This is a genomic window from Streptomyces sp. NPDC002911 (assembly GCF_053591835.1).
In genome coordinates, this window is the sequence record NZ_JBSFUO010000001.1 from 147,574 (window position 1) to 173,953 (window position 26,380).

General features: G+C 69.6%; 28 protein-coding genes. 7 read left to right on the forward strand and 21 right to left on the reverse strand.

What is annotated here, in order from left to right:
• The gene (locus ACWD04_RS00610; RefSeq protein ID WP_451126610.1) at positions 1-330 is read right to left on the reverse strand and encodes an ATP/GTP-binding protein; all 330 of its coding nucleotides are present in this window, start codon (positions 328-330) and stop codon (positions 1-3) included.
• A gap of 212 nt (positions 331-542) precedes the next feature.
• Between ACWD04_RS00610 and ACWD04_RS00615 the strand changes: the two genes are divergently transcribed.
• Positions 543-1,574 carry an LLM class flavin-dependent oxidoreductase gene (locus ACWD04_RS00615; RefSeq protein ID WP_451126612.1) on the forward strand — a complete coding sequence of 344 codons (1,032 nt, stop codon included), beginning with the start codon at positions 543-545 and terminating at the stop codon, positions 1,572-1,574.
• A gap of 106 nt (positions 1,575-1,680) precedes the next feature.
• Here the strand turns inward: ACWD04_RS00615 and ACWD04_RS00620 are convergent, their stop codons facing one another.
• Entirely contained in the window at positions 1,681-2,073 is a 393-nt protein-coding gene (locus ACWD04_RS00620) for an SCO5389 family protein (protein WP_451126614.1), read from the reverse strand.
• A gap of 270 nt (positions 2,074-2,343) precedes the next feature.
• On the opposite strand from ACWD04_RS00620, the gene nucS reads away from it, so the two are divergent.
• Complete coding sequence (gene nucS / locus ACWD04_RS00625; RefSeq protein WP_451126616.1) at positions 2,344-3,015, forward strand: endonuclease NucS; 672 nt, start codon at positions 2,344-2,346, stop codon at positions 3,013-3,015.
• Between the two features lie 111 nt (positions 3,016-3,126).
• Here the strand turns inward: nucS and ACWD04_RS00630 are convergent, their stop codons facing one another.
• From ACWD04_RS00630 to ACWD04_RS00645, 4 genes are all read right to left on the reverse strand, one after another.
• On the reverse strand, positions 3,127-5,589 hold the full coding sequence (locus tag ACWD04_RS00630; protein ID WP_451126618.1) for an ATP-binding protein: 2,463 nt from the start codon (positions 5,587-5,589) through the stop codon (positions 3,127-3,129).
• 211 nt (positions 5,590-5,800) lie between these two features.
• A complete protein-coding gene (locus ACWD04_RS00635; protein ID WP_073745281.1) occupies positions 5,801-6,124 on the reverse strand; it encodes an STAS domain-containing protein in 324 nt (107 codons plus the stop codon).
• A 248-nt stretch (positions 6,125-6,372) separates the two neighbouring features.
• Positions 6,373-7,221 carry a 3-hydroxyacyl-CoA dehydrogenase family protein gene (locus tag ACWD04_RS00640; protein ID WP_451126620.1) on the reverse strand — a complete coding sequence of 283 codons (849 nt, stop codon included), beginning with the start codon at positions 7,219-7,221 and terminating at the stop codon, positions 6,373-6,375.
• Positions 7,222-7,348: 127 nt separating this feature from the next.
• Positions 7,349-7,990 (reverse strand): TetR/AcrR family transcriptional regulator, encoded by a 642-nt coding sequence (locus ACWD04_RS00645; RefSeq protein WP_451126622.1) that lies wholly within the window; start codon positions 7,988-7,990, stop codon positions 7,349-7,351.
• Positions 7,991-8,062: 72 nt separating this feature from the next.
• Here ACWD04_RS00645 and ACWD04_RS00650 point away from each other — a divergent pair, with 72 nt between their 5' ends.
• Positions 8,063-8,296 (forward strand): hypothetical protein, encoded by a 234-nt coding sequence (locus ACWD04_RS00650; protein WP_451126624.1) that lies wholly within the window; start codon positions 8,063-8,065, stop codon positions 8,294-8,296.
• Positions 8,297-8,309: 13 nt separating this feature from the next.
• The gene (locus ACWD04_RS00655) at positions 8,310-8,882 is read left to right on the forward strand and encodes a cob(I)yrinic acid a,c-diamide adenosyltransferase (protein WP_451126626.1); all 573 of its coding nucleotides are present in this window, start codon (positions 8,310-8,312) and stop codon (positions 8,880-8,882) included.
• On the opposite strand, the gene ACWD04_RS00660 is transcribed toward ACWD04_RS00655, so the two are convergent.
• On the reverse strand, positions 8,883-9,440 hold the full coding sequence (locus tag ACWD04_RS00660; protein ID WP_451126628.1) for a hypothetical protein: 558 nt from the start codon (positions 9,438-9,440) through the stop codon (positions 8,883-8,885). It lies immediately after the preceding gene.
• A gap of 150 nt (positions 9,441-9,590) precedes the next feature.
• On the opposite strand from ACWD04_RS00660, the gene ACWD04_RS00665 reads away from it, so the two are divergent.
• From ACWD04_RS00665 to ACWD04_RS00675, 3 genes are all read left to right on the forward strand, one after another.
• On the forward strand, positions 9,591-10,778 hold the full coding sequence (locus tag ACWD04_RS00665) for a sensor histidine kinase (protein ID WP_451126630.1): 1,188 nt from the start codon (positions 9,591-9,593) through the stop codon (positions 10,776-10,778).
• 5 nt (positions 10,779-10,783) lie between these two features.
• Positions 10,784-11,434, forward strand: a complete 651-nt coding sequence (locus ACWD04_RS00670; protein ID WP_451126632.1) for a response regulator — start codon at positions 10,784-10,786, stop codon at positions 11,432-11,434.
• 171 nt (positions 11,435-11,605) lie between these two features.
• A complete protein-coding gene (locus ACWD04_RS00675) occupies positions 11,606-13,480 on the forward strand; it encodes a glycosyl hydrolase family 18 protein (protein WP_451126634.1) in 1,875 nt (624 codons plus the stop codon).
• Between the two features lie 86 nt (positions 13,481-13,566).
• Here the strand turns inward: ACWD04_RS00675 and ACWD04_RS00680 are convergent, their stop codons facing one another.
• The 14 genes from ACWD04_RS00680 to ACWD04_RS00745 all read right to left on the reverse strand — a co-directional run bounded on the left by ACWD04_RS00680 (position 13,567) and on the right by ACWD04_RS00745 (position 26,368).
• On the reverse strand, positions 13,567-14,013 hold the full coding sequence (locus ACWD04_RS00680) for a DUF2550 domain-containing protein (protein ID WP_014154045.1): 447 nt from the start codon (positions 14,011-14,013) through the stop codon (positions 13,567-13,569).
• 142 nt (positions 14,014-14,155) lie between these two features.
• A complete protein-coding gene (locus ACWD04_RS00685; RefSeq protein WP_451126636.1) occupies positions 14,156-14,530 on the reverse strand; it encodes a F0F1 ATP synthase subunit epsilon in 375 nt (124 codons plus the stop codon).
• 109 nt (positions 14,531-14,639) lie between these two features.
• On the reverse strand, positions 14,640-16,082 hold the full coding sequence (gene atpD, locus ACWD04_RS00690; RefSeq protein WP_451126638.1) for a F0F1 ATP synthase subunit beta: 1,443 nt from the start codon (positions 16,080-16,082) through the stop codon (positions 14,640-14,642).
• The gene (locus ACWD04_RS00695; RefSeq protein ID WP_451126640.1) at positions 16,082-16,999 is read right to left on the reverse strand and encodes a F0F1 ATP synthase subunit gamma; all 918 of its coding nucleotides are present in this window, start codon (positions 16,997-16,999) and stop codon (positions 16,082-16,084) included. The genes atpD and ACWD04_RS00695 overlap by 1 nt, the downstream gene beginning before the upstream one ends.
• A 3-nt stretch (positions 17,000-17,002) precedes the next feature.
• Positions 17,003-18,574, reverse strand: coding sequence for a F0F1 ATP synthase subunit alpha (atpA, locus tag ACWD04_RS00700; RefSeq protein ID WP_451126642.1), 1,572 nt, complete (start codon positions 18,572-18,574; stop codon positions 17,003-17,005).
• Positions 18,575-18,719: 145 nt separating this feature from the next.
• The gene (locus ACWD04_RS00705; protein ID WP_451126644.1) at positions 18,720-19,535 is read right to left on the reverse strand and encodes a F0F1 ATP synthase subunit delta; all 816 of its coding nucleotides are present in this window, start codon (positions 19,533-19,535) and stop codon (positions 18,720-18,722) included.
• A complete protein-coding gene (locus ACWD04_RS00710; protein WP_451126646.1) occupies positions 19,532-20,068 on the reverse strand; it encodes a F0F1 ATP synthase subunit B in 537 nt (178 codons plus the stop codon). The genes ACWD04_RS00705 and ACWD04_RS00710 overlap by 4 nt, the downstream gene beginning before the upstream one ends.
• Before the next feature lie 38 nt (positions 20,069-20,106).
• The gene (gene atpE, locus ACWD04_RS00715; RefSeq protein ID WP_451126648.1) at positions 20,107-20,340 is read right to left on the reverse strand and encodes an ATP synthase F0 subunit C; all 234 of its coding nucleotides are present in this window, start codon (positions 20,338-20,340) and stop codon (positions 20,107-20,109) included.
• A gap of 83 nt (positions 20,341-20,423) precedes the next feature.
• Positions 20,424-21,251: a F0F1 ATP synthase subunit A gene (gene atpB / locus ACWD04_RS00720; RefSeq protein WP_451127415.1), complete on the reverse strand. Its 828-nt coding sequence runs from the start codon at positions 21,249-21,251 to the stop codon at positions 20,424-20,426.
• Between the two features lie 249 nt (positions 21,252-21,500).
• Positions 21,501-21,872, reverse strand: coding sequence for a hypothetical protein (locus tag ACWD04_RS00725; RefSeq protein ID WP_451126650.1), 372 nt, complete (start codon positions 21,870-21,872; stop codon positions 21,501-21,503).
• 330 nt (positions 21,873-22,202) lie between these two features.
• A complete protein-coding gene (locus tag ACWD04_RS00730) occupies positions 22,203-23,579 on the reverse strand; it encodes an MraY family glycosyltransferase (RefSeq protein ID WP_451126652.1) in 1,377 nt (458 codons plus the stop codon).
• 93 nt (positions 23,580-23,672) lie between these two features.
• Positions 23,673-24,962, reverse strand: a complete 1,290-nt coding sequence (locus tag ACWD04_RS00735) for a serine hydroxymethyltransferase (protein WP_451126654.1) — start codon at positions 24,960-24,962, stop codon at positions 23,673-23,675.
• A gap of 120 nt (positions 24,963-25,082) precedes the next feature.
• Positions 25,083-25,724: an arsenate reductase/protein-tyrosine-phosphatase family protein gene (locus ACWD04_RS00740; protein WP_451126656.1), complete on the reverse strand. Its 642-nt coding sequence runs from the start codon at positions 25,722-25,724 to the stop codon at positions 25,083-25,085.
• A complete protein-coding gene (locus ACWD04_RS00745; RefSeq protein ID WP_356088299.1) occupies positions 25,721-26,368 on the reverse strand; it encodes an L-threonylcarbamoyladenylate synthase in 648 nt (215 codons plus the stop codon). The genes ACWD04_RS00740 and ACWD04_RS00745 overlap by 4 nt, the downstream gene beginning before the upstream one ends.
• Positions 26,369-26,380: the final 12 nt, after the last annotated feature.

Genomic DNA, 26,380 nt, shown 5'->3' on the forward strand with positions numbered 1-26,380 from the left:
TCAGTAGCGCGGAGCGTTCCTGGACCGCTGCACCCGTGTGGTGCGGCGGTCCTTCGCGTTCCAACAGGCTTTGTGCCAGTGCCTGCGGTCGTCGATCCCGCCGAATCCGGGCCAGGCCACGAGGTGCGGGACCCCGGACGGGATCTCCTGGTCGCAGCCGGGGCAGCGGTAGCGCTTGCCCTCCGCGCTCGCGCCGCTCACCGGGCGCACCGACCACTCCTCGCCCTGCCAGCTCACCGTGGCGCCGCCGCCGCCGTACCGCTCCCCCGCCTCTCGTGCGTTGCCGGTAGGGCTCTCGCCGCCTCGGGGGCGGTTGCGGCGCGGGGACACGGGACACCTCACGGGGCGACGGTTCGGGCAGATTGTTCCGTCCAGCCTAGAGGCATCGGCTGCGGGCCCCTGCCGGAAGTGCCGCGTAAGCAGCGGCGGGGTGGGTGGGTAACCGGAAAATCGCAACAACTTCGCTCCGAACCGTGCCTTTGGCACGTGTCAGGCGTTGTTGCCAGTGGGGGACCGCGTCGGCCGTAAGGAGGCAAGAGGCGATGCGCGTAGGAACATTCGTACTGGCGGCCCAGTTCCCGGGCCAGGGGCAGGGCGAGGCCCTGCACCGCGCCGTCCGGTCCGCGGAAGTCGCGGAGGAGTCGGGGCTCGACTCCGTCTGGCTGGCAGAACATCACTTCGTGCCGTACGGGGTGTGCCCGTCCGCCACGACCCTGGCCGCCCTGCTGCTCGGGCGCACCCGCAGGATCCGCGTGGGCACGGCGGTGAGCGTGCTGCCCAACCAGCACCCGGTCATGCTCGGCGAGCAGGCCGCGCTGCTGCATCTGACCAGTGGAGGGCGCTTCTCCCTGGGGGTGGGGCGCGGCGGCCCGTGGGTCGACCTGGAGGTGTTCGGCGGCGGGCTGGAGGCGTACGAGAGGGGCTTCCCCGAGGCGCTGGAGCTGCTGCTCGACTGGCTGGACGAACCCCGGGTGGCGGGGAGCGGGGAGCGGTACGGCTTCCGCGAGGTGGCCGTGGTGCCCCGGGCCGACGAGCTCTTGGGCGACGGCCCGCCGGGCCCCGAGGTGATCGTCGCCTGTACGTCGCCGAAAAGCGTGAAACTCGCTGCTGAAAAGGGTTTGCCGATGCTCCTCGGGATGCATTGCGACGACGAGGAGAAGGCCGACATGGCCGCCCTGTGGCGATCGGCCGCCCGGGTGGCCGGTCAGCCCGCGGAGGTCGCGGAGCGGGTAGCACATGTGTCCGCGGGGGTGGCCCAGATCGCCGACAACCCCGCAGACGCCGTGGAGACGCTCGTGAAGGCGATGCCGGGCTGGCTGCGTCAAGGGCTCGACGCCCATGTGACGGTCGACGGCCGGCACCGGGTGATGCGCGACCCCGTTGCGTACACGGAGTTCCTCTGCGGCCTGCATCCGGTGGGCCCGCCCCGTCTCGCCGCCGACCGGCTGGCGGCCACGGCGGAGCGCACGGGCATCACCCGCTTCGCCCTCATGGTGGAGGGGTCGGGTGATCTCGCGGCGACGGAGACGAATGTGCAGCGGCTGGGCACAGAAGTGCTGCCGTTGCTGGAGTGATCCGTTCACGCTGGTGGTCCGGCCGGCCCTGGTGTCCTGGTGGTGCGGGAGCTGCCGCCCCGGAGCCAGTTGCGCCTCCCGCGGCCCGAAGCGGCAGCAGAAGCGTTCAGCAGTCCCGTAGTCCGGGCGACTGGTTGAGCAACTGCCCTCTCACAGAGGTGAATCGGACCAGCCGCTCGTCGACCGAGGCGTCCAGCGGGAACACTGCGACGCGGTGGCAGTTCTGGAATGCCAGGCGCACTCCGAAGTGCCGCTGGAGCGCGCCGCGTATCGCATCACTTGCGAGCGCACGCAGCAGCTGACCACGAGCCTGCTCGTCCGGCGGGGGCGTCTGGTTGTCGGCGAATTCTCCACCGTCGACCTTCAGCTGGGCCACCAGCGAGCTGATCATCTCCCATGCGTAGGGCAGGGAGGTCCGGACGCAGTCGACGAAGTCGGCTTCGTCGACCTCGCCTCGCTCGGCCTGTTCCAACAGCGCCGGTGAGACGTCGAGCGACATGGGTTCTCCTCTCGCGACCCCGACAGGTGGCCGGGGCCTTACGGGCAAGACAGGATGGCGACGCTGCGTACACAGACGGCGACCTCCTGCTTCCACGGTAAGCGCGCAGTCCGGGCCGCACCAGGAGATTGGGAACACAACCGGCCAATAACGAACGGTCGCAAAGAGGGGCAAGCCCGATCGGCGTCCGTCCGGTACACGTCAAGGGGCCTACGGCGGCCGGGTCCGGGAATCGCGTGGACCCGTGGTCGTCGAGTAGCGTTGCCGACCATGCGTCTCGTCATCGCCCGTTGCTCCGTCGATTACGCGGGCCGGCTCACCGCCCACCTGCCCTCCGCCCCCCGTCTGATCCTGGTGAAGGCGGACGGCAGCGTCTCGATCCACGCCGACGACCGGGCGTACAAACCTCTCAACTGGATGTCCCCGCCGTGCACCCTGAAGGAGGGCGCCGACGAGAACGAGGGCGTCTGGACCGTGGTGAACAAAGCGGGCGAGAAATTGATCATCACCATGGAGCACATCCTTCACGACTCGTCCCATGAGCTGGGTGTCGACCCGGGGCTCATCAAGGACGGCGTGGAGGCGCATCTCCAGGAGCTGCTGGCCGACCGCATCGAGACGATCGGTGCGGGTTACACCCTGATCCGCCGTGAGTACCCGACCGCGATCGGCCCGGTCGACATCCTGTGCCGGGACGCGGACGGCGCGACGGTGGCCGTGGAGCTGAAGCGGCGGGGTGACATCGACGGCGTGGAGCAGCTGACCCGCTATCTGGAACTGCTCAATCGTGATCCGCATCTGGCGCCGGTGCGGGGCGTGTTCGCCGCGCAGGAGATCAAGCCGCAGGCCCGGGTGCTGGCGACGGACCGTGGGATCGGGTGCCTGGTCCTCGACTACGACGCGATGCGCGGCATCGAGGACGACAAGCTGCGGCTGTTCTGACGCGCCGGCTGCAGGGCCTTTCGTTCGGGCCGGTCCTGATCCCGACGAGAGGCCTTGACCCACCGATCGCCGTACGGGCCCGCTTTCCGGGGCCGTACGGCGATTTCGCGTTCAGGCCATGGCCGGCGAGGCGGGACCGTTCTCCGTCGTCGACGCGGTGACGGTCTCGGCCGGGCCGCTCGCCGAGTTGGAGGTTTCCGGCTCCGTCGAGGTCTCCGTCGGGGCCGGCTCCGTGGTGGGCGGGTCGGTCGGCGACTCGGTCGGGGGTTCGGACTCGGTGGGCTCGGTGGCCGGCGGTTTCGTCGTCTGCGTCGGCGAGGGGCTGCCCTCGGCCGGCGGGTCGTCACTACTGGGGCTGCTGCTCGACGGGGTGCCCGTCCCCGGGCTCGTGCCGGGGCTCGAGGTGTCCGGGGACGGGGTGCCGCTCGCGGACGGCGTGGCCGTGCCCGACGGGGCGGGGGATTCGGAGCCGCCACCGGCCGTGCCCTCGTCGGTGGCCGGATCGTCGGTCGGCTCGTCCACGGAGAGGCCGTTCTCGCTGTCGTCCTCGTTCGCCGACTGTTCGGTCGTGACGGTCTTCTCCTCCGGGTCCTCACCTCCTGAGGTGGCGCCCAGAGTCACCACCGTGCCCAGCACGGCTGCCAGCAGCGCGCCCGCGCCCACCGCGACCAGGTTGCGCCGGGCCCCCCGGAACACCCCCATCGGCCCGCCGGCGGGCGAGGGGCTCTGCCGGGTGAGCAGGGGCGCGGACGTCTCGGCCGTCTGCCGGGGGAAAAGAGGCTTGGTCGCCGGCATGCCGGCGGGGAGTGAGGCCGGCTCGTCGTGACGCGGGGCCGGCACCGCCTCGCCCGCGGGGGTGCTGAGCACCGGTTCGCCGGAGCGGTCCGCGACGAGGGCGAGAGCCCGGCGGCCGGCCACCGCACCGGGCTTGTCGGCGAGCGCCCCGCGCATGCCGATGGACGCCTCCAGTTCGGCCCTCGCCCGGTCCAGATGACCGGTGCAGAGCGCGAGGACACCCAACTCATGGTGGAAGTACGCCTCTTCCGCCACCTCGCCGGCGATCCGTGCGGCCTCCTGGCCGGCCCTGAGGGCCTTCTCCCAAGCGCCCCACTGCATCCCCGCCGCGAAGGCGGGCGCGGCGCTGCGGGCCAGCAGGACGGCCACGCTGGCCTGTCCGGGCGCGTCGGCGGGGACGAGGCGGGTCATCGAGGCGAGGAGGGCGTCGGCCTCGGCGGCCGCGCGTTCCGGGGTGACGGAGGGATGTCCTGTCCACCAGGCATAGTGCTGGGCGGCGCTGCGGGCGTGTGCCTCCGCACCCTCGCCGTAGCCGCTCGCCTCCAGCTGAGTCCGGACTCCGGCAGCCAGGCGGAAGCGGGGTCCGGCGGGGGAGAGCAAGCCGACGAGAGCCAGCTCGCCGAGCGCCGCGTCGGCGTGGGTGTCCCCCACCAGGGCCGGCAGATGCGCCTGGTGGGGCACCTCACCGCCGAGCGCGACGGCGAAGCGCAGGGTCTCGCGGGCCGCCTCGCTCAGCCGGGACGCGAGCAGGGCGGCGGGCGCCGCACCCTCGCCGAGGCTGGGCAGCGGGAGGTCGGCCGGCTCGGTCCGGCCGAAGGCCGTCGCGTCGGCCGCACCGTCGTCACCGTCGAACACGTCCTTGCCGGTGCGCAGGTCGTCGCGCTGGCGCAGCAGGGCGCCGGCCTGGACGAAGCGCAGCGGCAGCCCTTCGGACTCGAACCAGAGGTCTCCCGCCCAGTTGGCCTCCTCGTCGGTGAGCGCGCGCTCCACGACGTGTTCCATGAGCTCGATCGAGGTACTGCGGCCGAGACCGGTGAGGAAGACCTCTTCGAGGTTCGCATCGGCCGCGGGCGCTGACACCTCGGGGGTCGTGGCGAAGAGGAACGCGCACTCCGGGGTGGCGTCGAGCAGCTCCTGGAGCGCGGCGCCGCCGAGCTCCAGGTCGTCCACGACGACGACGGCGCCGATGCCGTGGACGAGCGCCAGGAGCCCTTCGCGGTCGGGGCGGTGCAGCGGAGCGCGATAGACGGCCTCGAACAGCCCGTAGAGCAGTTCGGGGGCGGTCCTCTTGTATCCGGAGAGCCGTACGACCCCGTCCGGGGCCAGATCCGCGCAGTCGCCGGCGACGGCGTCCAGAAGGGCCGTGCGGCCGCTCCCGGCCGGCCCGGTGAGGCACACCGAGCGCCCCCGGGCAAGCAGCCGCACCAGTCGCTCACGCTCCTCCTGGCGCTCCAGGAGAGGCATCTGCGGAGCGGGCGGCCCCGGAGGGACGGGCGGCGCGGCGGCGCGCTCCCGCTCCACCCGCTGGGCGGCGGTGCGCCGTACGGGCGGGTCGGGCTGCTCCCCCGGCCGACAGGGCTCGATCTCGCTGCCGTCGACCGGATTGACGGTGAGGAGGAAGTCGCCCGATATCAGCTGCACCATGCGGGTCTGCTGTGGTGTCTGGTGCCCGAAGTCGGGCGTCAGCGGGTCGCGGGACTGCCGTCGCCGCCCGCCGTCGTCACCGGAACGGTCGTTGCCGTGGCCGTACTCTTCCGGTCCCCGATTGGTCGGGTCCATCGTGAAAGTCCCCCAGACGCGCAGCGCGCGGTTGCCCTCTCCGGCCTCGCACGCCCGCTGTCGTTCCCGGTCCGGTGTCCGCCAGTGGGTTCTCGTCCATCGGCAGACGGCCGAACCCTGAACCCTCGCACAGTATCCACGAGTCAGCGGGGGGCCGCGCCGCACCGACATCACATTCTCGTGAGGATTGTGCGTGTGTCGCCCGACGCTCTCAGACGCGTGGCAGGGAGTCCGCGGCGATCCCGCCCTCGATGGCCAGGATCCTGTGCAGTCTCGTCGCCACCAGCAGGCGCTGCATCTGCGGCGGGACGCCGCGCAGCACCAGCCGTCGGCCGGCCCGGCCGGCTCTGCGGTGCGCGCCCATGATGACGCCGAGGCCGGTGGCGTCCCACGAGTCCAGCTCGGTCAGGTTCAGCACGAGGTCGCCGGCTCCGTCGTCGACGGCCGAGTGCAGGACCGTACGGGCGTCCGCCGCGCTTCGGACGTCGAGGCGTCCCCCGACGACCAGCTCGGCATGGTCGCCCCTGATGTGCATATGCGCTCCCCGGAAGTGCTCCGCAGCTAGGTCGGTCTGTCTGGTTCTTCTCTTTCTGCCTCTGCCACAACTGACTGCCGCAGCGACAGGGAAGTTGCCGTCTGTGTGTGAACCGATACCGAATTCACCCCGATGGGTGAAGCAGGTACGGCGGTATCCGCGGGATCCGTCCGCCGGTGGGCGCCGGATCCCGGGTCCCCTGGTCTGATTGACGGCACATCAGACAGCCCGGGGCCCCCGGGTCGTGATCAGTAGGTGTAGAAGCCCTGCCCGCTCTTGCGGCCGATGTCACCTGCGTCGACCATCCGGCGCATCAGCTCCGGAGCGGCGAACTTCTCGTCCTGGGACTCGGTGTAGATGTTGCCCGTGGCGTGCAGAAGGATGTCGACGCCGGTCATGTCGGCCGTGGCGAGCGGGCCCATGGCGTGACCGAAGCCCAGCTTGCAGGCGGTGTCGATGTCTTCGGCCGAGGCGACGCCCGACTCGTACAGCTTGGCCGCCTCGACGACGAGCGCCGAGATCAGCCGGGTGGTGACGAAACCCGCGACATCGCGGTTGACGACGATGCAGGTCTTGCCCACGGACTCGGCGAACTCCCGTGCGGTGGCGAGTGTTTCGTCGCTGGTCTTGTAACCGCGCACCAGCTCGCAGAGCTGCATCATCGGGACCGGCGAGAAGAAGTGCACCCCGACGACCCGCTCCGGGTGCTCCGTCACGGACGCGATCTTGGTGATCGGGATGGCGGAGGTGTTGGAGGCGAGGACGGCGTCCTTGCGTACGACCTTGTCGAGCGTACGGAAGATCTCGTGCTTGACCTCGAGCTTCTCGAAGACGGCCTCGACGACGACATCGGCATCGGCCACGGCGTCGAGGTCGGTGGTCGTGGTGATCCTGGCGAGCGCGGCCTCGGCGTCGGCGGCCTCCAGCTTGCCCTTGGCCACGAACTTGCCGTAACTGGCCTCGATGCCGCCGCGCCCACGGGCCAGGGCTTCGTCGGTGACATCACGCAGCACGACGTCCCAGCCCGCCTGGGCGGAGACCTGCGCGATACCGGACCCCATGAGTCCGGCGCCGATGACGGCGAGCTTCCTGGCCACGTTCCGCACCCCAATGCTTGTCAGTCGTTCGCATGCTCTCCGGCGGAGATTAGTACCCGTGAGGGGCCATGGGGCCCTGAAGAGATGCGCGTCACGTCTCACATGACGGACATCACACCGGCCGGCGTCACGTGGCGGCACGTCGCGCGTAGTTGAGGACCTTCTCGCCGAGGAGGTCCTCCATCTCGTCGAGCAGCACGAGCGCGTCCCGCGAGACCTGGTCAGGCTTGCGGCCCGCGACCATCTCGCCGCCGATGTACGCCATGAGGGTGCTGTGCACCCAGGAGAGCTGACCGGCCACCAGATTCGGAGCCCGGTCGCCGGGATCCGCCCCGGACTCCTCGCGCAGGGTGCTCTCCAGGTGGAACTGGGCCTCCTGCCCGATGCGCCAGAGGCGGGCCTTGAGGCTGTCGGCGCCCTCGATGACCCGCATGACGCTCGCGTAGCCGTCCACGAGGCCGACCGCTGGCGAGACGCCCTCCACCTGGGTCCGCAGCTCGCGCAGGACGGCGTCGGCGGCGGACTCCCCCGCGTCACGGCCGCGGGCACAGCGCGAGAGCCGGTCGACGATGCCCCGGCTGCGGTCCAGGAAGAGGTCTTCCTTGGCCGGGAAGTAGTTGTACACCGTGTTCACCGAGACATCGGCGGCCTGGGCGATCTCGGAGATCGTGACCGCGTCGAAGCCCCGCTCCACGAAGAGCCCGGTGGCCACGTCGGAGATGTGCTGCCTCGTCCGGCGCTTCTTCCGCTCCCTCAGCCCCTCAGCCATGAGCCCATCCTACGGAGCTCATGGTGGCCCTGAAAGTTTGGTGGGAGTGCATTTTCGGTTCGCTCTGCTTCTGTGGCCCCTAGGCCCGCCATCAGCACGTCCGGGTCCAGCCGGATCTCCACCGTCTCCGGCTGTGACCTGGCCGCGGACCCGGCGGGGGTCCGCGAGAAGTGCGGTCCCGTCGCCCGGTCCGGCGGGGTGGACCCGCACGCCACCGTGCGGGAGGACCTGGTCACCCGTGGCCCTCGCGTCGCCCTTCCGGCTGTGCCGACCGGCACGCGTGCCCTCCGCAGGGCCGGAGCATAACTACGCTGGCCCCATGGTCAATCTGACGCGCATCTACACCCGTACCGGCGACAAGGGCACCACCGCCCTCGGCGACATGAGCCGGACCGCCAAGACCGATCTGCGGATCTCCGCCTACGCCGACGCCAACGAGGCCAATGCCGTCATCGGCACGGCCGTCGCGCTCGGGAACCTCTCCGAGGAGGTCGTGAAGGTCCTCGTCCGCGTGCAGAACGACCTCTTCGACGTGGGTGCGGACCTGTCCACACCGGTGGTGGAGAACCCGGAGTACCCGCCGCTACGGGTGGAGCAGTCCTACGTCGACAAGCTGGAGGCCGACTGCGACACCTTCCTGGAGGAGCTGGACAAGCTCCGCAGCTTCATCCTTCCGGGCGGAACTCCCGGGGCGGCGCTGCTGCACCAGGCCTGCACCGTCGTCCGGCGGGCGGAGCGGTCCACCTGGGCGGCCCTGGAGGTTCACGGGGACGTGATGAACGCGCTGACCGCGACGTACCTGAACCGCCTCTCCGACCTCCTGTTCATCCTCGCGAGGACGGCGAACAAGGAGGTCGGCGACGTGCTGTGGGTGCCGGGCGGCGAGCGCTGATCAGCGGCCCGCCCCGACCCGGTCCTTGGGCTCCTGCTTGGGGAACACCGTGTAGCCCGCGGCGATGATCAGGTTGAGCCCGATCACCCAGAGCATCTTCTGCTGCCACATCTGCAGCGAGCCGGTGTCGCCGTGCCCGCCGACGTACCAGATTGCCGCCTGGAGCAGCGCCATGGCGGTCACCGCGGCCACGATCCAGCGGGCGGCGGTGCGCCACTCGTGGGCGGCCCGCGCCATCCCGTACTTCGGGGGCTTCACCGGGGCCGGGCCGCCGGCGAAGCGGTGGGCGACCCTGGCGTCGACCCACTTGACGGTGGAGTGGCCGAGTCCGACGGTGAAGCCGATGTAGACGGCGGCGATACCGTGCCTCATGCCCGGTTCGGCGCCGTCCTTCAGGTCCATGGCGGTCACCACCAGCAGGACGACCTCCAGCAGGGGCTCGCACAGCAGCACGGCGGCACCCAGCCGCGGCTTCTTCGCGATGTACCGGAGTCCGAGTCCGGCGGCCAGCAGGACCCAGAAGCCGACCTCGCAGAGCACGATCAGTGTGACGATCACGGTACTTCTCCTTCCGGTCCCTCCAGACTCCCCTCCGCTGGGCGCCGGATCGTCGTCAGCAGTGACGAAACGTGACTGCATCCTTCGATGTAGCCGCGCCTCACCCCGCGAACGGACGTGCTGCGGCACGCCGCCGTGTTGGATGGGAGGGTGTTCTCCTTTGTGCGTCCGCATCGCCACGACGTCCTGCTCGCGGTCATCGGGCTGTCCGGCGGTGTGATCATGTGGCTGATCGGCATTCACATCCAGAACGGCCGGCTCTTCGACGCCCCCTGGGTGTCCCTGCTGCCACTCGTCGCGATGTCAGCCCTCGAACTGCTACGGCGCTGCGCCCCGCTCACCGCTCTGGCGGCCGGCACGCTCGCACTGGTGGCCGATCAGTTCACGGTGGGCAGCCTCGCGACCCTGCTGCTGTTCACCGACCTCGTGTACGCCGCGGTGCTGTACGGTGCGCCCGCCGCCTCGCGCCGCGTTCCGGTGATCGCGCTGCTCGTCACGGTCGCCACGACGGTCGGTTTCGTCGCCTGGGCCCCGTCGGCGGACGCCGTCCTCATCGGGATCGTCGTCGGCGTGGTCTTCTTCGGTCCCGCCCTGACCGGGGCCAGCGTGCGCAACCACCGCGACGCCGCCGACGCGGCCCGGCTGCGCGCAGACCAGACCGCGCTCCTGGCCGAGATGGACCGGGTCCAGGCGGTGACCGCCGAGCGGTCGCGAATGGCCCGCGAGCTGCACGACATGGTCGCCAACCACCTCTCCGCGATCGCCATCCACTCCACCGCCGCGCTCTCCATCGACGAACCGGACACCTCTCGCGACGCCCTCGGCGTCATCCGGCAGAACAGTGTCGACGGACTGGCCGAGATGCGGCGGCTGATCGGGCTGCTACGGGAGAACGGCGCGGACGGGCCGCCGAGCGCGGCCCCGACCCTCGCCTCCGTGGAGGCTCTGGTGGAGCAGGCCGGCGCCAGCTCCGCGTCCAGCGGGCTCGACGTCATCCTGGACGACGGCCGAAGGGAGTCCGGGCCGCTGCCCGCACCGGTGGAGCTGGCGGCCTACCGCATCGTCCAGGAGTCGCTGACGAACGCGCTGAAGCATGCGGCGCCGGGCCCGGTGACGGTCCGGCTGCGTGGGTCGCGCAAGCTTCTGACGGTGGAGGTCGGCAGCGTGTTCGGAGACCGGCCCGGGCCGCGTGCGCCCGGCTCGGGGGCCGGCCTCGTGGGGATGCGGGAACGGGTCGCGCTGCTGGGCGGGACCGTCGAGGCGGGCCTGGAACGCCGGGGCGACGGCGTGAAGATCTGGCTGGTGCGGGCCGAACTGCCCGTCGAGGAAAGGGCGTAGAAGACATGACGATCCGGGTGCTGGTCGCCGAGGACCAGTCGGCGGTGCGCGCGGGACTGGTGCTGATCCTGGGCAGCGCGCCGGACATCGAGGTCGTGGGCGAGGCGGCCGACGGCGAGGCAGCCGTGCGCCTGGCCCGTGAACTCCGCCCGGATCTGGTGCTGATGGACGTGCAGATGCCCCGGCTCGACGGGGTGTCCGCGACGCGGCAGGTCGTGGCGGAGCGGCTGGCGGACGTGCTGGTGCTGACGACCTTCGACCTGGACGCATACGTCTTCGGCGCGCTGCGCGCGGGTGCGTCGGGCTTCCTGTTGAAGAACACCGACGCCAAGGACCTGCTCCATGCCGTACGCACGGTGGCGCGCGGCGAGGGCGTGATCGCCCCGGCCGTGACGCGGCGGCTGATCGAGGAGTTCGCCGGGGCCTCCTCCGCGCGCAGGACGGCCGGGCCCGCTCCGGAGGCCCTCGACACACTCACGCGCCGGGAGCGCGAGGTGCTGGGCTGTCTGGGTGAGGGCCTGTCGAACGCGGAGATCGCGGGCCGGCTCTCGATGGCGGAGGCGACGGTGAAGACACACGTCAGCAGACTGCTCGGCAAGCTGGAGCTCCGCAGCCGGGTGCAAGCAGCGGTGCTCGCACAGGAGTGGGGCCTCTGATCTCCGGTCCGGAACGTTGCTTGGTCTGGACCTCTTGACGATTGGTCCAGACCTTCCTAATCTCACCGAACACGCTGCGGTGAGTACGCCATGACAAAGCGGCTCAGGGCGACGCAGGGTTCGCAGGTTACGGATCATCCCCGTTTGCCGGACCTCACCCGAGGAGCACCGTTGAGCACTGACAACCCCGTAAGCCTCTCCCGACTCAGATGGAGACGCGCAGCCGGCACAGCCACCAGATCCAAGGCGGTCGCGGGCCTCACCGCACTGCTGCTCCCCCTCGCCGCGATGGTCGGCCTGGCCTCCCCCGCCGAGGCCGCCGCCTCCGCGACCGCCACCTACGTCAAGAAGTCCGACTGGGGCAGCGGCTTCGAGGGCCAGTGGACGGTCAAGAACACCGGTACGACCGCCCTCTCCTCCTGGACGATCGAGTGGGACTTCCCCTCGGGCACCGCGGTCGGCTCCGCCTGGGACGCCTCCGTCACCAGCTCCGGAACCCACTGGACCGCGAAGAACCTCGGCTGGAACGGTACGGTCGCTCCGGGCGCCAGCATCAGTTTCGGCTTCAACGGCACCGGCACCGGCTCCCCCACCGGCTGCAAGCTGAACGGCGCCTCCTGTGACGGCGGCAGCGTCCCCGGCGACAGCGCCCCGTCCAAGCCCGGCACCCCCACCGCGAGCGGCATCACGGACACCTCGGCGAAGCTCACCTGGAGCGCCGCCACCGACGACAAGGGCGTCAAGAACTACGACGTCCTGCGCGACGGCGCCAAGGTCGCCACGGTCACGACGACGACGTACACCGACACCGGTCTCACCAAGGGCACCGTTTACTCCTACACGGTGCAAGCCCGTGACACCGCCGACCAGACCGGTCCGGTCAGCGCCTCGGTCGCCGTCCGCACCACCGGCACCACCGACCCGGGCCCCGGTGGCAAGGTCAACCTCGGTTACTTCACCGAGTGGGGCGTCTACGGGCGCAACTACCACGTCAAGAACCTCGTGACCTCGGGCTCCGCCGAGAAGATCACCCACATCAACTACGCGTTCGGCAACGTCCAGGGCGGCAAGTGCACCATCGGTGACGCCTATGCCGACTACGACAAGGCCTACACCGCCGACCAGTCGGTCGACGGGGTCGCCGACACCTGGGACCAGCCGCTGCGCGGCAACTTCAACCAGCTGCGCAAGCTCAAGGCGAAGTACCCGCACATCAAGGTCATCTGGTCCTTCGGCGGCTGGACCTGGTCCGGCGGCTTCGGTGCCGCGGCGCAGAACCCGGCCGCCTTCGCCCAGTCCTGCCACGACCTGGTGGAGGACCCCCGCTGGGCCGACGTCTTCGACGGCATCGACATCGACTGGGAGTACCCCAACGCCTGCGGTCTCACCTGCGACACCAGCGGACCCGCCGCGCTGAAGAACCTCTCCTCGGCGCTGCGCACGAAATTCGGCACGAACAACCTGGTCACTGCCGCGATCACCGCGGACGGCTCGGCGGGCGGCAAGATCGATGCCGCCGACTACGCGGGCGCCGCAGCGCACTTCGACTGGTACAACGTGATGACGTACGACTTCTTCGGCGCCTGGGAGGCCAAGGGTCCGACGGCCCCGCACTCCCCCCTGACCTCGTACAGCGGCATCCCGCAGGAGGGCTTCAACAGCGCCGCCGCCATCGCCAAGCTGAAGGCCAAGGGCGTCCCCGCCTCGAAGCTGCTGCTGGGTATCGGTTTCTACGGCCGCGGCTGGACCGGCGTCACGCAGGCGGCACCCGGCGGTACGGCGACCGGGGCGGCCCCGGGAACGTACGAGGCGGGCATCGAGGACTACAAGGTCCTGAAGAACAGCTGCCCGGCCACCGGCACGATCGCCGGCACCGCGTACGCCCACTGCGGCACCAACTGGTGGAGCTACGACACCCCGGCGACCATCGCGTCCAAGATGACCTGGGCGAACAGCCAGGGGCTGGGCGGGGCGTTCTTCTGGGAGTTCAGCGGCGACACAGCCAACGGTGAGCTCGTGAGCGCGATGGACAGCGGCCTCAACTAGCCCCCACGAGGCAGTCGAACCCCGGAAAAGCGCCGGGGAGACAGGTCCGCCCCCTGTCTCCCCGGTTTTCGCCCGTCTGCGAGACCTCAGGCCACGTTCACCCTCTGGCCGGGCGGCGCCGCCTCCAGCCAGGCGAGGAAGCCGGTCAGGGCGTCCTCGCTCATCGCCAGCTCCAGGCGCGTCCCCCGGTGGAGACAGCCGAGCACGACGGAGTCGGACAGGAGCGCCAGCTCCTCCTCGCCCTCGGGCAGCCGGCGCGCGACCACCTCGATGGCGGAGCGCTCCAGGCCGCGGCGCGGCCGGGGCGAGTAGGAGAAGACCCGGAACCAGTCGACGCGGTCACCGCTGTAGCGGGCGACCCCGTACACCCAGCCCTTGCCGGACGGATCGGGCTCCTCGGACACATCCCAGCGCAGGCTGCAGTCGAACGTTCCGCCCGAGCGCTGGATCAGCCTCCGGCGAAGACCGAAGACGAACAGACCCACCGCGACCAGTACGACGACCAGACCGCCCACCCACAAAGCGAGGACCATCTCCACCGACCTCCTCGCATCGTCGAGTAACGGATACCGCACCGAGCCGAACCGGACTGCACCTGCATCGCCTCAGCCGCGACACGGTCTGGATCTCTCCAGCTCGGGCCGCGGCTGAGTCAAAAACTCCTCGTGGGGACGCTCAGTGCGCCGCCACCGCACGCAGTCGCACGTCCGCGCGGCGCTCCGCGCCGGCGTCCGTGTCGGACTGCGCGCGCTCCAGCGCACGCTCTGCGCGCTCGACATCGATCTCCGCCGCGAGCTCGGCGATCTCCGCCAGCAGCGAGAGCTTGTTGTCCGCGAACGAGATGAAACCGCCGTGCACGGCAGCGACGACGGTGCCGCCGTCGCTCGTACGGATCGTCACCGGGCCCGACTCCAGCACACCGAGAAGCGGCTGGTGACCGGGCATGACGCCGATGTCACCGGACGTGGTACGTGCGACGACGAGGGTGGCCTCGCCGGACCAGACACTGCGGTCCGCGGCGACCAGCTCGACATGCAGCTCAGCAGCCAAGGGTGGCTCCTCGGGTCACCACCCGGCGGTTGTGCCGGGTGTCGGTTCAATTCTACGGGGCGTGGTGAGGGGGGCGGGACACACCCACCCCCCTCGGTGAGCCGGAGGCTCAGGAGACGCCGAGCTCCTTGGCGTTGGCCTTGAGGTCCTCGATGCCACCGCACATGAAGAACGCCTGCTCGGGGAAGTGGTCGTACTCCCCGTCACAGATCGCGTTGAACGCGGCGATCGACTCGTCGAGCGGAACGTCCGAACCGTCCAGGCCGGTGAACTGCTTGGCGGCGTGGGTGTTCTGCGACAGGAAGCGCTCGACGCGACGGGCACGGTGGACAACGAGCTTGTCCTCCTCGCCCAGCTCGTCGATACCGAGGATCGCGATGATGTCCTGGAGGTCCTTGTACTTCTGCAGGATCCCCTTGACGCGGCTGGCCGTGTCGTAGTGGTCCTGCGCGATGTAGCGCGGGTCCAGGATGCGGGACGTGGAGTCCAGCGGGTCCACGGCCGGGTAGATGCCCTTCTCGGAGATCGGACGGGAGAGAACCGTCGTCGCGTCGAGGTGGGCGAACGTGGTGGCCGGGGCCGGGTCGGTCAGGTCGTCCGCGGGGACGTAGATCGCCTGCATCGAGGTGATCGAGTGACCACGCGTCGAGGTGATGCGCTCCTGGAGCACACCCATCTCGTCGGCCAGGGTCGGCTGGTAACCCACTGCGGACGGCATGCGGCCCAGCAGCGTGGAGACCTCGGAACCGGCCTGCGTGAAGCGGAAGATGTTGTCGATGAAGAGCAGCACGTCCTGCTTCTGCACATCGCGGAAGTACTCCGCCATGGTCAGGGCGGACAGCGCGACCCGCAGACGGGTGCCCGGCGGCTCGTCCATCTGGCCGAAGACCAGTGCGGTCTTCTCCAGGACGCCCGAGTCGGTCATCTCGTCGATGAGGTCGTTGCCCTCACGGGTGCGCTCGCCGACACCGGCGAACACCGACACACCGTCGTGCAGCTTCGCCACACGCATGATCATTTCCTGGATGAGGACCGTCTTGCCGACGCCCGCACCACCGAACAGACCGATCTTGCCGCCCTTGACGTACGGGGTCAGCAGGTCGACGACCTTCAGGCCGGTCTCGAACATCTCGGTCTTGGACTCGAGCTGGTCGAAGGCCGGGGCCTTGCGGTGGATCGGCCAGCGCTCGGTGATCTGCGCCTCGGCCTCCGGCTCGTTCAGGATCTGACCGAGGGTGTTGAACACCTTACCCTTGGTGATGTCACCGACCGGGACGGTGATACCCGCGCCCGTGTCGGTCACCGGGGCCTGGCGGACCAGGCCGTCGGTGGGCTGCATCGAGATCGCGCGGACCACGCCGTCGCCCAGGTGCTGGGCGACCTCGAGGGTCAGCGTCTTACGAACGCCGGCCTCGGCCGGGTCGTCGACCTCGACGTGCAGGGCGTTGTAGATCTCCGGCATCGCGTCGACGGGGAACTCCACGTCGACGACCGGGCCGATGACCCGGGCGACGCGGCCCGTGGCAGCGGCCGTCTCAACTGTCGTCGTCATTACTTGTCACTCCCCGCGGACGCGTCGGCCAGCGCACCTGCACCGCCGACGATCTCGCTGATTTCCTGGGTGATTTCGGCCTGGCGGGCCGCGTTGGCAAGCCTGGAAAGGCTCTTGATCAGATCCCCGGCGTTGTCGGTCGCCGACTTCATCGCACGACGGCGGGCGGCGTGCTCGGAAGCGGCGGCCTGCAGCAGTGCGTTGTAGATACGGCTCTCGACGTAGCGCGGCAGAAGGGCGTCGAGGACGTCCTCGGCCGACGGCTCGAAGTCGAACAGCGGAAGGATCTCGCCCTTCTCGGTGCTCTCCTCAGCGACCTCGTCGAGCGACAGCGGCAGCATCCGGCCGTCGACCGCGTTCTGCGTCATCATCGACACGAATTCCGTGAAGACGATGTGCAGCTCGTCGACGCCACCCTCGGCCGTGTCCTTCTGGATGGACGCGATGAGGGGCTCGGCGATCTTCTTGGCATCCGAGTACTCGGGGCTGTCGGTGAAGCCGGTCCACGACTCCGAGACCTTGCGCTCACGGAAGCCGTAGTACGCGACACCCTTGCGGCCGACGATGTACGTGTCGACCTCCTTGCCCTCGGCCGCCAGCCGCTCCCGCAGCCGCTCCGCCGCCTTGATGGCGTTGGAGGAGTATCCGCCGGCCAGACCGCGGTCGCTCGTGAGGAGCAGGACCGCCGCCCGGACCGGGGACTCGACCTCGGTGGTGAGCGGGTGCTTGGTGTTGGAGCCGGTCGCCACCGCGGTCACCGCACGGGTGAGCTCGGTCGCGTACGGCATCGACGCCGCCACCTTGCGCTGCGCCTTGACGATGCGCGAGGCGGCGATCATCTCCATCGCCTTGGTGATCTTCTTGGTCGCGGTGACGGCTTGGATGCGGCGCTTGTAAACGCGAAGCTGAGCGCCCATCGATCAGCCCTCGCCCAGGAGCTTGCCGTCCGAGGTCTCGAACTGCTGCTTGAAGGCGGCGATCGCGTCGGCGATCGACTGCAGCGTGTCATCGGACATCTTGCCGCCCTCGGCGATGCTGGTCAGGAGGTCCTTGCGCTCGCGGCGCAGGAACTCCAGCAGCTCGCCCTCGAAGCGGCGGATGTCCTCGACCGGGACGTCGTCCATCTTGCCCGTGGTGCCGGCCCAGACGGAGACGACCTGCTCCTCCATCGGGAACGGGGCGTACTGCGGCTGCTTCAGCAGCTCGACCATGCGCTTACCGCGCTCCAGCGACGCCTTGGAGGCCGCGTCCAGGTCGGAACCGAAAGCGGCGAACGCCTCCAGCTCGCGGTACTGGGCGAGGTCCACGCGCAGTCGGCCGGAGACCTGCTTCATGGCCTTGTGCTGGGCGGAGCCACCGACTCGGGAAACCGAGATACCGACGTTGAGCGCCGGACGCTGACCCGCGTTGAACAGGTCGGACTCCAGGAAGCACTGGCCGTCGGTGATGGAGATGACGTTGGTCGGGATGAACGCCGACACGTCGTTCGCCTTGGTCTCGACGATCGGGAGGCCGGTCATCGAACCGGCGCCCATGTCGTCGGAGAGCTTGGCGCAGCGCTCCAGCAAACGCGAGTGCAGGTAGAAGACGTCGCCCGGGTAGGCCTCACGGCCCGGCGGACGGCGCAGCAGAAGCGACACGGCGCGGTAGGCGTCGGCCTGCTTCGAGAGGTCGTCGAAGATGATGAGGACGTGCTTGCCGTCGTACATCCAGTGCTGACCGATGGCCGAACCGGTGTACGGCGCCAGGTACTTGAAGCCGGCCGGGTCGGACGCCGGGGCGGCGACGATGGTCGTGTACTCGAGCGCACCGGCCTCTTCGAGGGCACCGCGCACGGAGGCGATGGTGGAGCCCTTCTGACCGATGGCGACGTAGATGCAGCGCACCTGCTTGTTCACGTCGCCCGAGCGCCAGTTGTCGCGCTGGTTGATGATCGTGTCGACGGCCAGAGCGGTCTTACCCGTCTGACGGTCGCCGATGATCAGCTGACGCTGGCCTCGGCCGATCGGCACCATGGCGTCGACTGCCTTGTAGCCGGTCTGCATCGGCTCGTGGACCGACTTGCGGACCATGACGCCGGGGGCCTGCAGCTCGAGGGCGCGACGGCTTTCGGTCGCGATCTCGCCGAGACCGTCGATCGGGTTGCCGAGCGGGTCGACGACGCGGCCGAGGTAGCCCTCGCCGACGCCGACGGAGAGCACCTCACCGGTGCGCTGCACCGGCTGGCCCTCCTCGATTCCGCTGAACTCGCCGAGGACGATCGCACCGATCTCCCGCTCCTCGAGGTTGAGGGCGAGACCGAGGGTGCCGTCCTCGAACTTCAGCAGCTCGTTCGCCATGGCCGAGGGAAGACCCTCGACCTTCGCGATGCCGTCACCGGCAACGCTGACCGTACCGACCTCCTCGCGCGAGGCCGCGTCCGGCTGGTACGACTGGACGAAGTTATCCAGTGCGTCCCGGATCTCCTCCGGCCGGATCGTGAGCTCCGCCATCTGGGTTCCCTGCTCTCCTTGTTGGGCCCGAAGTTTCTCAATGGGGTCTGGGGGCGACCCCCAGGAATCTTCTGCAATTTCTGCACGGCCCAACCGGGCCGCTGTTCTTGCTCGTTCAGTTGGTGCGGTGTGGCGCTGCGCGCTGTCAGCCGGCCATCCTGCGGGTGACCTCTTCGAGGCGCTCCGCGATCGTGCCGTTGATGACCTCGTCACCGACGCGCACCGAGATCCCACCGAGGACCTCGGGGTCCACGTCCAGGTTCAGATGCATCTGACGGCCGTAGATCTTCGCCAGGGCGGCGCCGAGGCGCTGCTTCTGCCGATCGGACAGCGGTACCGCCGAGGTGACGACGGCGACCGTGCGGTTCCGGCGCTCGGCGGCGAGCGTGGACAGGGACTCGAGTCCCGCTTCCAGGCTACGGCCTCGCGGCTGCGTCACGAGGCGTGTGACCACGCGCTCGGTGACGGGCTGCGCCTTGCCGCCGAGCAGGCTGCGCAGCAGCTCGCCCTTGGCGGAGACCGGAGCCGACTTGCTGGTCAGAGCCGATCGCAGTGCCACGTCGGATCCGACGATCCGGCCGAACCGGAACAGCTCGTCCTCGACGTCGTCGAGCACACCCGCGCGCTCGGCCGCGGTGAGGTCTGCGGTGCTCGCCAGCTCCTCGACCGAATCGACCAGGTCACGGGACTGCGACCAGCGGGAGCGGACCATGCCGGAGACCAGGTCCACGGCTTCGCCGCCCACCTGACCGCTCAGCAGCCGTCCGGCCAGCTCGGCCTTCGCCTCGCCGCCCTGCGACGGGTCGGTGAGGACCCGGCGCAACGACACCTCGCGGTGGAGCAGCGCGGTGACGGCTGCCAGCTCCCCGGCGAGCTTCGCCGCGTCGACCGACGTGGAGTCGGTCAGCGCGTCGAGACGCTCGCGTGCGGAGGCCAGCGCCTCGCGGCTCGCTCCGTTCATCGGACGGCCTCGGCCTTCGCCTCGAGCTCGTCGAGGAAACGGTCGACGGTGCCGCTCTGCCGGGCGTGGTCCTCGAGGGACTCGCCGACGAGCTTGCCTGCCAGGGCGGTGGCGAGGGTGCCCACGTCCTGACGCAGCGCGGACGCCGCGGCCTTGCGGTCGGCCTCGATCTGGGTGTGGCCGGCGGCGATGATCTCCTCGCGCTGGCGCTGCCCTTCCGCCCGCATCTCCGCGATGATCACGGAGCCCTGCTCGGTGGCCTCCTGACGGAGACGTGCCGCTTCGTGCCGGGCTTCGGCGAGCTGAGCCTTGTACTGCTCAAGAACGCTCTGGGCCTCGACCTGTGCCGCGTCGGCCTTCTCGATACCGCCTTCGATGGCCTCTCGGCGCTCTTCCAGAACCTTGTTCATGCTCGGGAGGAGTTTCTTCGAGAAGACGAAGAAGACGATGGAGAAGCAGATCAGGCCGATGACGACCTCGGGCCACACCGGAAGCAGAGGGTTCTGCGCTTCCTCGGCTGCCAGGTACATCATGATGGACCTTTCCGTCGAATCGGGCTAACGCCGGTACGTCACTTGACGATGAACGGAACGACGAAGCCGATCAGGGCCAGGGCCTCGACGACGGCGAAGCCGAGCAGCATGTTCTGGCGGATGAGGCCGGCGGCCTCGGGCTGGCGGGCGATGGCCTGCACACCGTTACCGAAGATGATGCCGACGCCGATACCGGGGCCGATCGCGGCGAGGCCGTAACCGATGGTGCCGATATTGCCGTTGATAGCCGCAAGGGTCTCAAGAGCAGACATGTCCTTGGTTCCTTCTCTTAATGGGCCGGTGGGATGTGTCCACCGGACGTCTGTGGGATGGAGCGGAAAGTGGCTTCGGGCTCTCAGTGCGCTTCTTCGAGCGCCTGGGAGAGGTAGGTGGCGGTCAGCACCGTGAAGACGTACGCCTGGAGCGCCTGGATGAACAGCTCGAAGACCGTGATGACCAGGGTCAGGACGAACGAGGCGCTGGCGTAGACCGTGCCGAGCACGGTGCCGAGCATGTACCAGGTCGCGATCGTGAAGATCAGGATCAGGACGTGTCCGGCGAACATGTTGGCGAAGAGTCGCACCGCCAGCGTGAAGGGCCGCACGAAGATGTTCGAGACGAACTCGATCGGCGTCAGGATCACGTAGATCGGCTTCGGCAGGCCGCTCGGCACGCAGAGGTTACGGATGCCTCCGACGAACCCGTTCGTCCGGAAGGTCACCGTCATGTAGACGACCCATACGACGAGCGCCAGGCCCGCGGGGTAGGCGATGACGGAGCTCACCGGGAACTGCCCCAGCGGGATGATCGCCCACAGGTTCAGCATCCAGACGAAGAAGAACAAGGAGACCAGGAAGGGGACGAACGGCTCCCCCTTCTTACCGATCACCTCGCGGGCGATCCCGCGGCGCACGAAGTCGTAGAGAGCCTCGGCCACCATCTGGAGCTTGCCCGGGACGAGCTTCGGCTTGGAGAACGCGGCCCAGAAGAAACCGAGGATGACGACGGTACCGATCGCCGCCAGCAGCATGGGCTTGTTGATCTCGACCGAACCGACCGTGGCGATGGGTTCGAAGAGGAACGACCACACACTGGGAGCCGGGAAGCCGCACCCCTTGAAGAGGTGGCAATCGGTCTCGAAGGCGAGCAACTGGTCAGCACTCACCGCGAGCTCCTTCGATATGACGCATAGGTACGGCTTCCTCGATGTGTCGGCGTGGTACGAGGCCACAAGGCGGCACTGGACTGGATACGCGGGAAGTCTGGGCGGCCGGCTGTGAGCCGGGGCCGCCGGCGGAAGGGTGGTGAACACGCGATGCTGTCCCGCACAGCACTCGCTGCCTCACTCGACGCACCCTCGGGGTCGGACGATAGCAGCCCTCGAAGCGGGGATTTATGTCACCCCTACGCCGAGAGGACGTACACCGCGAAGTCACGGGCGACTCTCCGGTCCGGTCGGCGACTTGTCGGATTCAGGCACCACATAAGGGGTCTTGGCGCGGACGTTCGACCATGCCTGGCCGGCGATCCAGACGACCACACAGCCGAGCGTCGTCAGCCCGAAGACCCTGCCGTCCATGAACGTCGCGTCCCGGAAGATCACCAGCAGGATCACGAGCAGCAGGATCTGCGTGGTGTACAGCAGGAGGCCCGCGCCGAGGAACAGCTCGGGCCAGCGCTTCCCCACCACTCCGATCCCGTACAGGCCACCGCCGAAGAAGGCGAGCACCACGACGGTGCCGATGGCGGCACCGGCGGCGCCGGCGACACCGGCCGTCAACGCCCCCACCACTACACCGATCAAGCCGGCGCATGCTGAGGGAATCGCGGCGCCTCGGAGGATTCGGGCGTCGTTCGACGGCATGGATGCTTCTCCAGCAGGGGTACGTAAGACGGGGGTTTCGTTCAACGGTGAGCGTATCCGGAGGTGCTGTGTGCATCGGTGCAGGCCGTCACAGTGCGGACTGCCGACTCTCCGCCAGGCTCTCGTGAACGCTATCACAAACTATTTGATGAGGTCTTTACCCGAAAGGGTGCTCACTGTCACACGTAAGGGCTAACCGTTCGCATGTCGTCGCAGATTCTGCACGTTTCATGCGGTAGGCGACCGAACACCCTGCGGGTCTCCCCGCGCTCAGCGGCGCGAGCTCGCCTTCCGCTTGTCCGGGTGATGCGCGTGCCCGCCGATCGCGGTGGCGCCGTTGAACCCTGAGGCACCCGTGGCGACCGGAGTCCTGGAGCCCTCGTCACCGGCGGACCCCACCTGCCCGCCCACCGGCTCCCGTTGGGGTTCTCCACGTCCCTCGAAGGCCACCGAGGCGCCTTCCCGGGGCCTGCGCCGGTAGCGCGGCGGCACGATCCGCTGAGCCCACCTCGGAGCCCGAGGGGTGAAGCGCGGCATGAGCAGCAGGACCAGGCCCACGGCGCTGAGTCCGACGATCACCAGCACGATCCACAGCGACGCGGAGTGCACGGAGTAGCCGACGGCGCCGAACGCGATCAGCGCGGACCAGAAGTACATGATCAGCACGGACCTGCTGTGCGAGTGCCCGATCTCCAGCAGCCGGTGATGCAGGTGCCCGCGGTCGGCCGCGAACGGCGACTGACCGTTCCAGGTACGCCGCACGATCGCGAGGATCAGGTCGGCGGCCGGGATCGCGATGATCGTCAGGGGCAGCAGCAGCGGGATGAAGACCGGCAGCATCGCGTGGGTCGCCTGTCGCTCACTGCCCTCGAAGAGCTTCATCGCGTCCGGGTCGACCTGGCCGGTGACCGAGATCGCGCCTGCCGCCAGCACCAGGCCGATCAGCATCGATCCGGAGTCACCCATGAAGATCCGGGCGGGGTGCATGTTGTGCGGCAGGAAGCCGAGGCACATGCCCATCAGGATCGCGGCGAAGAGCGTCGCGGGGGCTGCCGCCTCGATCCCGTATCCGTACCAGAGGCGGTAGGTGTACAGGAAGAACGCCGCGGACGCGATGCAGACCATGCCGGCCGCCAGGCCGTCCAGGCCGTCGACGAAGTTGACCGCGTTGATGGTGATGACCACCAGCGCGACGGTGAGCAGCGTGCCCTGCCACTGGGTGAGCGCGACGGTACCCAGGCCGGGGATGGGCAGCCACAGGATCGTCAGACCCTGGATGACCATGACCGCGGCGGCGATCATCTGTCCGCCGAGCTTGATCAGCGCGTCGATCTCGAACTTGTCGTCCAGGACGCCGATCAGCCAGATCAGGGCGGCGCCGGACAGCAGCGCCCTGGGCTCGTTGGAGAGTTCGAAGACACCGTTCAGGTTGAACAGGTGGTCCGCGACGATCAGCCCCGCACACAGTCCGCCGAACATGGCGATGCCACCGAGCCGAGGTGTCGGTTCTCGGTGTACGTCACGCGCACGGATCGCGGGCATCGCCCCGACCGCGATGGCGAACTTCCGCACCGGTCCGGTCAGCAGATAGGTAACTGCGGCCGTGACACAGAGCGTCAGCAGGTAATCACGCACGGGCTGCCCCATAGAATTCGCCGGCTGTCTCAGCCCCACACCCTAGTCTCAAGAACAAGGACACCGAGCCACGGGTGTTGGTTGCACATACCTCATCCACACCGCCTACCCCGGATACGGCGGATTGCGCTCGGCCAGTCCCCGCACCTCGGCCCGCAGCAGACCCGGGGCGCGCTCCTCGCGCACGGCCGCGCCGAACAGGGCGGCGATCCGTGCCATGTCGTCCTCGTCCATGCCCTGGGTGGTGACGGCCGCGGTACCGAGCCGGATCCCGCGCGCGTCGCCGTACGGCAGGGCGCAGGTGTCCAGGACCAGCCCGGCGGCCATGAGCCGCTCGCGGGCGGTACGGCCGTCGACGCCGAGCGGGGCGGGGTCCGCGACGACGATGTGGGTGTCCGTTCCGCCCGTGGTGACCTCGAAGCCCTCGGATTCGAGAGCGGCCGCCAGGACACGGGCGTGCGCGACGACCCGGTGGGCGTAGACCGTGTACGCCGGGGCCGCCGCCTCCCCGAACGCGACGGCCTTCGCCGCGATCGTGTGCATCTGGGCGCCGCCCTGTGTGAAGGGAAACACGGCACGGTCGATCCGTTCCGACAGCTCGACGCCGCACAGGATCATGCCGCCGCGCGGTCCGCGCAGCACCTTGTGCGTCGTCGCGCACACCACGTCCGCGTGCGGCACCGGGCTGGGGGCCGCTCCCCCGGCGATCAGTCCCATAGGGTGGGCGGCGTCCGCGATCAGATAGGCGCCCACCTCGTCGGCGATGTCCCGGAACTGCCCGTAGTCGGGGTGCCGGGGGTACGAGATCGAGCCGCAGACGATCGCCTTGGGGCGCCGGGCGCGGGCCAGGGCGCGCACCTGTGCGTAGTCGATGAGTCCGCTGTCGGGATCGACGCCGTAGCCGGCGAACTCGAACCAGCGTCCGGAGAAGTTGCCCGGAGCTCCGTGGGTGAGGTGTCCGCCGTACGGGAGCCCCATGGCCAGGACCGTGTCGCCGGGGCGCAGCAGCGCGGCGTAGGCGGCGAGGACGGCCGAGGAGCCGGAGTGCGGCTGGACGTTGGCGTGTTCGGCGCCGAACAGCGACATGGCGCGCCGGACGGCGAGACGTTCCGCGGCGTCGGCCTGCTCGCAGCCGCCGTGGTGACGGGCTCCGGGGTAGCCCTCGGCGTACTTGTTGGCGAGCGGGGAGCCGAGGGCGGCGAGGACCGCGGGCGAGGTGAAGTTCTCGGCGGCGATGAGCTGGAGGGTGCTGGACTGCCGCCCGGCCTCGGCCAGCAGGATGCCGGCGACCTCCGGGTCCTGGCGGAGCAGGGCGCCGAAGTCCTGCGGCATGGCGGTGTCGGAGGGGGAGGGCGATGGCGCGGCCGCGCGTGCGGCTGGAGTGGTGACCGGCATCTGACGGCTCCGGGCCTGGAGGGGGGTGCGTGGGGTCAGATCCAATGTAGGCCCGCCGGGGGCCGCCTGCCCGCTGCCGGGCGCCCCTCTACGCCGGTCGGCGCACCCCGGTGCGGGCCGTCAGTGCGGGGCGTGCACTCCGGTCAGTGCCGTCATGACGGGATCGAGTGCCTGGCTGATCTCGTCGCCGACGGAGCGGAAGAAGGTGATCGGGGCGCCGTACGGGTCGTAGACCTCGTCCGCGTCCGCGGTGGGGGCCAGCAGCCAGCCGCGCAGGGCCGCCGCGGCGCGCACCAGTGCGCGGGCACGCTCGACGACGCCCTCCTCACGGGCATCGGGCAGCGTGGCGGGGTCTATGGCCCGTACCAGCCGGGTGAACTCCTTGAGCGTGAAGGTCCGCAGGCCCGCCGAGTGGCCCATGGAGATCACCTGCGCGCGGTGGTCCCGGGTGGCGGTGAGTACGAGGTCGGCGCGGATCACGTGCTCGTCCAGGAGCTCACGGCCGACGAAGCCGGTGGCGTCGGCGCCGAAGTCGGCGAGGACGACCTCGGCGTTGGCCTCCATGGGCGCGCCCTCGTGCCCCCAGGTGCCCGCGCTCTCCACGATGAGGCCGCCGCTGAGCGGGTCTCCGAGTCGGTCCACGAGGGCATGACGGGTCAGACGCTCGGTGATGGGCGAGCGGCAGACATTGCCGGTGCTGACGTGGAGGATGCGGAAGGTGTCGTACTGCCGCGCTATGCCACGCCCCTCAGGGGCGGTCAATTGGCCACCTCGAGGTCGGGTACCACCTTGCGGAGTTCCTCGACCGAGAGAGCGCCCGCCCGCAGCAGGACCGGGATCTTGCCGGTGACGTCGACGATGGAGGACGGGACGATTCCGGGGGTCGGACCGCCGTCGAGGTAGACGGAGACGCTGTCGCCGAGCATTTCCTGGGCGGCGTCGCAGTCCTCCGGCGAGGGGTGTCCGGTGAGGTTGGCACTGGAGACGGCCATCGGGCCGACCTCCGTGAGGAGTTCGATGGCGACCGGGTGCAGGGGCATCCGGATGGCGACTGTGCCCCGGGTGTCACCGAGGTCCCACTGCAGCGACGGCTGGTGCTTGGCGACGAGCGTGAGGGCGCCGGGCCAGAACGCGTCGACGAGCTCCCACGCCTGCTCGGAGAAGTCGGTGACCAGGCCGTGCAGGGTGTTCGGGGAGCCGATCAGGACCGGGGTCGGCATGTTGCGGCCGCGGCCCTTGGCGTCGAGCAGGTCGGCGACGCCCTCCGAGCTGAAGGCGTCCGCACCGATCCCGTACACGGTGTCGGTGGGCAGCACGACCAGTTCGCCGCGGCGGACGGCGGACGCGGCTTCACGCAGGCCGGTCGTACGGTCGGTCGCGTCGTTGCAGTCGTATCGCCGTGCCATCAGCCGGCCTCC